Here is an 8489-nt window from a genome sequence, read left to right as displayed (position 1 = left end):
GCTCTACCAACTGAGCTATAGCCACCACTATGTTTTGCCAATATGTCACTTACTTGTGTAAGCATCCGGATGGCGCGCCCGAAAGGATTCGAACCTTCGACCTTTGGCTCCGGAGGCCAACGCTCTATCCAGCTGAGCTACGGGCGCATGCCCTATCGGCGGAGTGGAATAATACGTAGTTCACACTATGTCGTCTAGTACTTTTTCAACTTTTTTTATCGTTTGGCGCCTTTTTGGGCAATTAAAGTGTGACAAAGACCTATTTCATAAAGAATAATCATTCGATCGGCGATAACTTGTTGTTTAATGCAACAACTTATCAGGATATAATCACCCACTGTTTACATTGATTTAACAGACTTTCGAGTGGTTAGATCGGGATAAAAACAATTAACTATATAATTGGTAAGCATGTACTTACCTTAGGAATATAAAGTGAGTTTAATGGATATGTCTCAACGAATCTTAAGTGTATTGTTCGCAGCTTTGTTATGTTCTACAGCAGCGTACGCAAGTAGTGTTAGCCCAGAAGAGTATGATGCTATTGCGGAACGCATCAAACCTGTTGGTGACGTTTACTTAGCTGGCAGTGAGCCTGTTGTTGCTGAAGCAAGCGGCCCTCGCGATGGCAAAACGGTTTACGGCATGTTCTGTACTGCTTGTCATAGTATTGGTGTGAGTGGCGCCCCTAAAACCGGTGATGCGGGTGACTGGGCTCCACGAATTGCTCAAGGTAAAGACGTTCTTGCCGATCACGCTATCAATGGCTTCAACGCTATGCCAGCAAGAGGCGCCTGTATGGACTGTTCAGACGATGAAATCATTGCTGCTATTGAGCACATGATTGAAGGTATTTAACAACGTCCTCTTTTCCTTGGTCAGTTGTTAGCTTGGTCAATTGTCAGAGAAAAAAGGCTTGGTTTTGTCACCAAGCCTTTTTTGTACCCGCTCTTATATGCCCTAGCGACAGTACTGATTTCTTGCGTTCAAACCCAATTGACTATTTTTTAAACATCGAGCGGAGATTGGCGATGTGGGCCTGCCCTTTTTCCATTCGCTCTTCTGCGGAAACAGGCTTTTTAGTCGATTCCCATTCAACATCATCAAAGGGTAGCTCATCAAGAAAGCGACTTTGCGATGGCTTTATCAGTTCACCGTACTGGCGACGCTCTTTACACATAGTAAAGGTGAGTTCTTTCTGTGCGCGGGTAATGCCGACATACATAAGACGACGTTCCTCTTCCACGTTATCTTCATCAATACTGGTTTGGTGTGGCAAAATGCCCTCTTCAGATCCAAGCAGATAAACATAAGGAAATTCTAAGCCTTTTGAGGCATGCAAGGTCATCAACTGAACCGCATCACTGTCTTCATCATCTTCTCCGCGCTCCATCATATCGCGTAGCGTTAACTTCAGAACCACTTCTTTGAGTGTCTTCTCTTCTTGATCATAATTGTCGCCTTCTAAATCCGCCACGATCCAAGAGTACAGGTCCGAGACATTTTTCATTCTCATTTCTGCCGCTTTGGCGCTTGAAGAGGTTTCATACAACCAATCTTCATAGTTGATATCGCGGACCAGTGAACGAACCGCCTCGACGGTATTACCTCTCTCTGCATTATCGGCAATCGCAACTATCCACTGGGTGAATCGCTGCAGATTCTCGAGACCTCGACCTTTTAAATGTTGCTCTAGGCCCATTTCAAAACTGGCAGAAAACAAGCTTTTACCACGCATGTTGGCGTAACTACCCAGCTTTTCTAGCGTCACAGGGCCGATCTCACGACGCGGCGTGTTGACGATTCTTAAAAATGCGTTGTCATCATCGGGATTCACCAACACTCGCAGGTAAGCCATGATGTCTTTAATTTCTGCTCGAGAGAAAAACGACGTTCCCCCCGATAATTTGTACGGCACTTTATTTTGAACTAAGGATTTCTCGATTAAACGCGACTGGTGATTACCGCGATACAAAATCGCGTAATCTTTATAGTGTGTGCGGTTTAGGAACCGATGAGCAATGATTTCTCCCGTCACCCTTTCCGCTTCGTGGTCTTCATTTTTTGCCAACAACACCTTAAGTTTTTCACCTTCGGGTATTTCAGAAAACAAGGTTTTCTCATACACATGAGGATTGTTAGCGATCAAGATATTCGCGGCACGCAAGATTCGACACGTAGAGCGATAATTTTGCTCTAGCTTAATCAAGCGTAAATTTGGGTAATCTTGACCAAGCAGTACCAGGTTTTGCGGTTTCGCACCACGCCATGAATAAATAGACTGATCGTCATCCCCTACCACGGTTAAACGCTCTCGCTCACCCACGATTAACTTAACCAATTCATATTGGCTGGTATTGGTGTCTTGATATTCATCCACCAACAAGTACTTAATGCGCTGCTGCCAACGTTTACGTACCTCTTCGTTGGTGCGCAATAACAGAACCGGTAACGAAATAAGGTCATCAAAGTCGAGTGCGTTATACGCTTTCATCTGCTTTTGATACATTTCATAGCAAAAAGCAAACAGCTGATCTTGCTCTCCCACCGCCCGCGCTTTCACTTGGTCGGTTGTGAGCATGTCGTTTTTCCAATTTGAAATGCTACTCATCAACAGGCGCAACAAATCTTTATCGCCATCGAGCTGTTTTTCTGTCAGCTCTTTTAATAGTGCCATTTGATCTTGGTCATCGAACAACGAGAAACCCGCCTTTAAACCCAGCACTTTATATTCACGACGAATAATATTCAGACCCAAAGTATGAAAAGTAGAAACCATCAACCCTTTGGATTCCGCTTTTCCTAAGGTTTGTCCCACGCGCTCTTTCATCTCGCGTGCCGCTTTATTAGTAAACGTCACCGCCGCGATATTTCGTGCCTTATAACCACATTGCTGAACCAAATAAGCAATTTTATTGGTAATTACCCGAGTTTTTCCTGAACCCGCTCCAGCAAGCACCAGGCATGGTCCTGATACAAACTTTACGGCTTCATCTTGTTGTGGGTTCAACTTCATGGTGTTCTCAACTTTATACTCTTAATGTTGGCTATAATAATGCAGCAGATATTCATAGTGTTTCAACTTGTACTCATGATGTCGTCTATAATAATCCTGCTATAACACGAATGCTATCGTCCAATTGATAAGAATTTTTAACAATTATTCATTTCATGCTTGCTTTCTAATGTACTTATTGGGCTATAATGAATGAACGTTCATTCATTACTGGTGTCTTATGACTAGCAAACTGATAGATGATAAACGTCAAAAGATATTACTCGCAGCAGGTGCGGTTGTTGCTGATGTAGGCTTGCAAGGTCTTTCAATGCAAAAATTAGCCAAAGAAGCCGGAGTCGCTGCGGGTACAATTTATCGCTATTTTGACGATAAAGAGCATTTGATTAAAGAGCTGAGGTTGCATGTGGCACAAAGCATTGCTGACGTCGTGCAAAAAAATGTCGATGAATCTATGCCACTAAAAATTCGTTATCGACAAATGTGGCTCAATATTTGGAATTTAGTTGGCTCTGATATTGCGATGCTAAAGAATCGCATCCAATATGACTCAACACCCATAGCAAATTGTAGCACCTCTCAGCAAGATGAGGAGCGCGGTATGTTTAATGAAGTCTTTGCTTTCTTTGCTCAAGGCAAAGAACAAGGCATTTTTAAACAACTTGATAATGAACTGCTTTCAGCATTGAGCTTGGAAACAAGCGTGACACTGGCTCGTAAGCACACTTTTGGACAATACCAACTCAGCGACGACGCGATTGAAGCGGCGATCAATGCAAGTTGGGATGCCATAATTAACCACTAACTCCGGAGTTGTAAGCAGAATGAAAAAGTGGACTTTCTTTATGCTACTTATCGCCATTGTCCTATTTGGCAGTGTGATAGGTTTTAATCTAATTAAACAGCAGAAAATTGCTGAATACCTTGCTAATCGACCTGAACCAGAATTTCCAGTCACTGCCGTCGAAATCAAATCGGTAGACTGGGTTCCTGTCATTGAAGCGATCGGCTTTATTGAACCAAATCAAGGTGTGACCATTGCGAATGAAACCAACGGTGTCATCGATAAAATCACCTTCGACTCAGGCACACAGGTTGAAGAAGGCCAATCTTTGGTGCTACTTGACTCTGAGGTTGAAATCGCCAATTTTAAAAGCACAAAAGCACGCTTGCCAGCGGCTGAAGCTAAATACAAGCGTTACCAAGGTTTGTATAAGAAAGGCTCTATTTCAAAAGAAGCGTACGATGATGCTGAAGCGAATTATTATTCTCTATCGGCCGATCTTGAGAGTTTAAAAGCGTCCATTGACCGCCGTGAAATTAAAGCGCCTTTCTCCGGCGTTGTCGGTATTCGTAATGTTTATCTCGGGCAATACTTGCAAGCAGGCACAGATATTGTTCGATTAGAAGATACTAGCATTATGCGTCTACGCTTTACGGTTCCACAAACCGACATTTCTCGAATTAGAATCGATCAAGCCATTGATATTTTTGTAGATGCTTATCCAGACATGCCATTTAAAGGTGCAATCAGTGCGATTGAACCCGCAGTCAGCGTACAAAGCGGACTTATTGAAGTGCAGGCCGATATTCCAAATAGTGATGGCTTACTGCGCAGCGGTATGTTTGCTCGCGCCAATATCATTCTTCCTGTGCTAGAGAATCAAGTGGTCGTGCCGCAAACGGCGATCACTTATACGCTGTATGGTGACAGTGTGTACATCATATCAGAACAAGATGGCGAACAACGCGTGAAACAACATGTAGTAAAAATCGGCGAACGCAGTGCTGATGTTGCACACGTTCTCGAAGGTATTGAGATTGGTGATCTGGTTGTGACCACCGGTCAGGTTCGTTTAAGTAACGATGCGAAAGTGCGTGTTGTTGAAAGCGATGCCACAACAACACCTGCCGAAACACCAATGCTGTAACTGGAGAAATTATGCGCTTTACTGATGTTTTTATAAAACGTCCAGTTCTGGCAGTATCGATCAGCTTTTTGATAGCTTTGCTTGGTATGCAGGCGATCTTCAAAATGCAGGTTCGTGAATACCCAGAAATGACGAATACCGTTGTTACCGTTACCACGAGTTACTATGGTGCCAGTGCCGATTTGATTCAGGGGTTTATTACTCAGCCTTTAGAACAAGCGGTCGCACAGGCCGATAATATCGACTATATGACTTCGCAGTCTGTGAATGGTAAATCAACCATCACAGTAACGATGAAGCTAAATACCGATCCCAACGCGGCGCTGTCTGACGTATTGGCTAAGACTAACTCGGTTCGATCTCAACTACCCAAAGAGTCTGAAGATCCAACAGTAACCATGTCGACAGGCTCTGCCACGGCGGTACTCTATATTGGTTTTACCAGTGATGAACTCGCATCGAGCCAAATTACCGACTACCTTGAGCGAGTGGTCAACCCACAGCTATTTACCGTTAACGGTGTCTCTAAAGTTGATCTGTATGGTGGTATGAAGTACGCACTGCGTGTATGGCTTGATCCTTCCAAAATGGCAGCTTTAAACCTAACCGCAACTGATGTAATGGGCGTTTTGAATGCTAACAACTATCAATCAGCGACAGGTCAAGTAACCGGTGAGTTTGTACTCTACAATGGCAGCGCCGATACGCAAGTATCTAATGTCGCGGAATTAGAGAACTTAGTCGTTCGAGGGACGGAAGGTGAAGTTGTTCGTTTATCTGACATTGCGAAGGTCAGCCTCGAAAAAAGTCACGACGTCTATCGAGCCAGTGCTAATGGCCAAGAGGCTGTGGTAGCGGCTATTAATGCTGCACCAAGTGCAAACCCAATCAACATTGCCGCCGATGTACTTGAGCTTCTGCCTACGCTAGAGAAGAACCTGCCGAGTAACATCGCAATGAATGTGATGTACGATTCGACCATCGCGATTAACGAGTCTATCAATGAGGTAATTAAAACCATCCTTGAGGCCGCTCTGATCGTTTTGGTAGTGATCACTTTATTCTTAGGTTCGTTTCGCGCGGTATTGATTCCGATCGTCACGATTCCATTGTCGTTGATTGGTGTAGCAATGGTAATGCAAGTGATGGGCTTTTCTTGGAACCTGATGACACTATTGGCAATGGTATTGGCTATCGGTCTGGTGGTAGATGATGCCATCGTTGTTCTCGAGAACGTGGATAGGCACCTAAAACTGGGCGAATCTCCCTTTAGAGCGGCGATTATTGGTACGCGTGAAATTGCCGTTCCAGTTATTGCGATGACATTAACCCTTGGTGCGGTTTATGCACCAATTGCAATGATGGGCGGCATTACCGGTTCACTATTTAAAGAGTTTGCGTTAACGCTAGCAGGAGCCGTATTTGTTTCTGGTATCGTAGCATTAACTCTATCGCCGATGATGTGTTCAAAGATGCTGAAAGCCAATGAAGAGCCAAGCAAATTTGAGAAAACCGTTCATAGCATCCTCGATAGAATGACTAACCGTTATGCACGTATGCTAAAAGCAGTGATGGCCCATCGCCCTGTTGTGATTGGTTTCTCAGTGATTGTGTTTGCCGTGTTACCAGTACTGTTTTCATTCATTCCAAGTGAACTTGCTCCTTCGGAAGACAAAGGTGTGATCATGTTAATGGGTACTGCGCCGTCAAACGCCAACCTTGATTACATGCAAAACACCATGAACGATGTAAACGAGATTCTATCCGCTCAACCGGAAGTCTCTTTCGCGCAAGTTTTCACCGGTGTACCCAACGCAAACCAAGCCTTTGGTATTGCTTCTATGGTGCCATGGAGTGAGCGTGAAACAAGCCAAGCAGAAGTGGCGAAACGTGTTGGAGGGCTAGTTACCGATGTTCCAGGAATGGCAGTAACCGCGTTCCAAATGCCCGAACTTCCAGGTGCTGGTTCTGGCCTACCTATTCAGTTTGTTATTACTACACCAAACAGCTTCGAAAGCCTATTTACTGTCGCATCAGATGTTCTAAGTGAAGTAACCGCTAACCCTATGTTTGTTTACTCCGATCTGGACCTAAACTTTGACTCAGCAACGATGAAAATTAACATCGACAAAGACAAAGCAGGCGCGTACGGAGTGACGATGCAAGACATTGGCATCACGCTGAGCACCATGATGGCGGACGGCTATGTCAACCGTATTGACCTCAATGGTCGCTCGTATGAAGTGATTCCACAGGTTGAACGTAAATTCCGTTTAAACCCAGAATCAATGAATAACTACTATGTTCGCGCCGCTGATGGAAAAGCCGTTCCTTTAGGTAGCCTAATTCAAATCGATGTGATTGCTGAACCTCGTTCTTTGCCTCACTTCAACCAGCTAAATTCTGCCACGGTCGGCGCAGTACCTGCTCCAGGTACTGCAATGGGTGATGCGGTCAATTGGTTTGAAGGGATTGCAACCGATAAACTGCCTAGCGGGTATAACCACGACTACATGGGTGAATCACGCCAATATGTCACCGAAGGAAGTGCGCTTTATGCAACATTTGGATTAGCACTAGCGATCATCTTCCTCGTATTGGCTATTCAGTTTGAATCGATTAAAGATCCACTTGTCATCATGGTTTCTGTACCACTGGCTATTTGTGGTGCCTTGATTGCTTTGGCATGGGGTGCAGCCTCAATGAATATCTACTCGCAGGTGGGATTGATTACGTTAGTTGGTCTTATCACTAAGCACGGTATTTTGATTTGTGAAGTAGCGAAAGAAGAGCAACTTCATAATAAGAAAAGTCGTATCGATGCGGTGATGGAAGCGGCCAAAGTTCGTCTTCGCCCTATTCTCATGACAACCGCCGCGATGATCGCTGGCCTTATCCCGCTCATGTACGCAACTGGCGCGGGTGCCGCTCAACGATTCAGTATCGGTATTGTTATCGTTGCTGGCCTTGCTATTGGTACTCTCTTTACTCTGTTCGTACTGCCGGTTATCTACAGTTACCTTGCAGAAAAGCACAAGCCACTGCCTGTGTTTGTTGAAGATAAAGATCTAGAGAAGCTCGCGCGTATTGATGAAGCAAAAGCCGCTCAACGAGAAATATCTCACCCAAGCTAACCGTAAATAAGCATTACTAGGCCACTTCGGTGGCCTTTTTTATGTCCCGACATTCGTATCACTGAACATTTTTTCCACCAACTAGCGACTTTTATGCTCGCTTTAAATAGAATGGAGACATAAATGAATAGGAGTTTCAGCCCACATGTTTGATCCAAAGAAATTAGAGCAAATCGCGAAGCAAATTCATGACTCTATGCCAACCCCTGTTAAAGAGCTTGGTGCGGATGTTGACCAGAAAGTGCGTCAAGTTATCCAAGGGCAACTGAATAAACTGGACGTGGTTAGCCGTGAAGAGTTTGATGTTCAGACTCAAGTACTATTGCGTACACGCCAGAAGCTGACAGAAATGGAGCAAAAACTTGCTCAGCTTGAAGAGAAGCTAGCAGATAAGTAATCACTTACCTT

The 8489-nt window shown here is 44.4% G+C and carries 6 protein-coding genes and 1 tRNA gene; 5 read left to right on the top strand and 2 right to left on the bottom strand.

The genetic code is table 11. The features are described 5' to 3' along the window. Nucleotides 1–70 precede the first annotated feature (70 nt). Nucleotides 71–147 (bottom strand) — tRNA-Arg (locus tag A1QO_RS04145). 297 nt (nucleotides 148–444) lie between these two features. Between A1QO_RS04145 and A1QO_RS04140 the strand changes: the two genes are divergently transcribed. Beyond that, complete coding sequence (locus A1QO_RS04140) at nucleotides 445–858, top strand: c-type cytochrome (RefSeq protein WP_017038750.1); 414 nt, start codon at nucleotides 445–447, stop codon at nucleotides 856–858. Nucleotides 859–1000: 142 nt separating this feature from the next. Here A1QO_RS04140 and rep read toward each other — a convergent pair whose 3' ends face one another. Continuing rightward, nucleotides 1001–3016, bottom strand: a complete 2016-nt coding sequence (gene rep / locus A1QO_RS04135) for a DNA helicase Rep (RefSeq protein ID WP_017039599.1) — start codon at nucleotides 3014–3016, stop codon at nucleotides 1001–1003. Nucleotides 3017–3236: 220 nt separating this feature from the next. On the opposite strand from rep, the gene A1QO_RS04130 reads away from it, so the two are divergent. The 4 genes from A1QO_RS04130 to ubiK all read left to right on the top strand — a co-directional run bounded on the left by A1QO_RS04130 (nucleotide 3237) and on the right by ubiK (nucleotide 8478). Continuing rightward, nucleotides 3237–3821 (top strand): TetR/AcrR family transcriptional regulator, encoded by a 585-nt coding sequence (locus tag A1QO_RS04130; RefSeq protein WP_017034603.1) that lies wholly within the window; start codon nucleotides 3237–3239, stop codon nucleotides 3819–3821. Between the two features lie 19 nt (nucleotides 3822–3840). After that, the gene (locus A1QO_RS04125) at nucleotides 3841–4947 is read left to right on the top strand and encodes an efflux RND transporter periplasmic adaptor subunit (RefSeq protein WP_026026859.1); all 1107 of its coding nucleotides are present in this window, start codon (nucleotides 3841–3843) and stop codon (nucleotides 4945–4947) included. An 11-nt stretch (nucleotides 4948–4958) separates the two neighbouring features. Further along, nucleotides 4959–8081: a multidrug efflux RND transporter permease subunit gene (locus A1QO_RS04120; RefSeq protein ID WP_017041094.1), complete on the top strand. Its 3123-nt coding sequence runs from the start codon at nucleotides 4959–4961 to the stop codon at nucleotides 8079–8081. A gap of 145 nt (nucleotides 8082–8226) precedes the next feature. Continuing rightward, entirely contained in the window at nucleotides 8227–8478 is a 252-nt protein-coding gene (ubiK, locus tag A1QO_RS04115; RefSeq protein ID WP_017034606.1) for a ubiquinone biosynthesis accessory factor UbiK, read from the top strand. Nucleotides 8479–8489 lie beyond the last annotated feature (11 nt).

Origin of the sequence: Vibrio genomosp. F10 str. ZF-129 (assembly GCF_000287055.2) — a bacterium.
GTDB lineage: Bacteria > Pseudomonadota > Gammaproteobacteria > Enterobacterales > Vibrionaceae > Vibrio.
The sequence above is the reverse complement of the archived record's forward strand: the minus strand, read 5'-3'. Positions and strand labels throughout refer to the sequence as shown.

What these genes read in the sequence shown, in the direction of transcription:
- A1QO_RS04120 (WP_017041094.1), top strand. Translation starts at nt 4,959, where the DNA reads ATGCGCTTTACTGATGTTTTTATAAAACGTCCAGTTCTGGCAGTATCG.
- A1QO_RS04125 (WP_026026859.1), top strand. Translation starts at nt 3,841, where the DNA reads ATGAAAAAGTGGACTTTCTTTATGCTACTTATCGCCATTGTCCTATTT.
- rep (WP_017039599.1), bottom strand. Translation starts at nt 3,016, where the DNA reads ATGAAGTTGAACCCACAACAAGATGAAGCCGTAAAGTTTGTATCAGGA.
- A1QO_RS04140 (WP_017038750.1), top strand. Translation starts at nt 445, where the DNA reads ATGGATATGTCTCAACGAATCTTAAGTGTATTGTTCGCAGCTTTGTTA.
- A1QO_RS04130 (WP_017034603.1), top strand. Translation starts at nt 3,237, where the DNA reads ATGACTAGCAAACTGATAGATGATAAACGTCAAAAGATATTACTCGCA.
- ubiK (WP_017034606.1), top strand. Translation starts at nt 8,227, where the DNA reads ATGTTTGATCCAAAGAAATTAGAGCAAATCGCGAAGCAAATTCATGAC.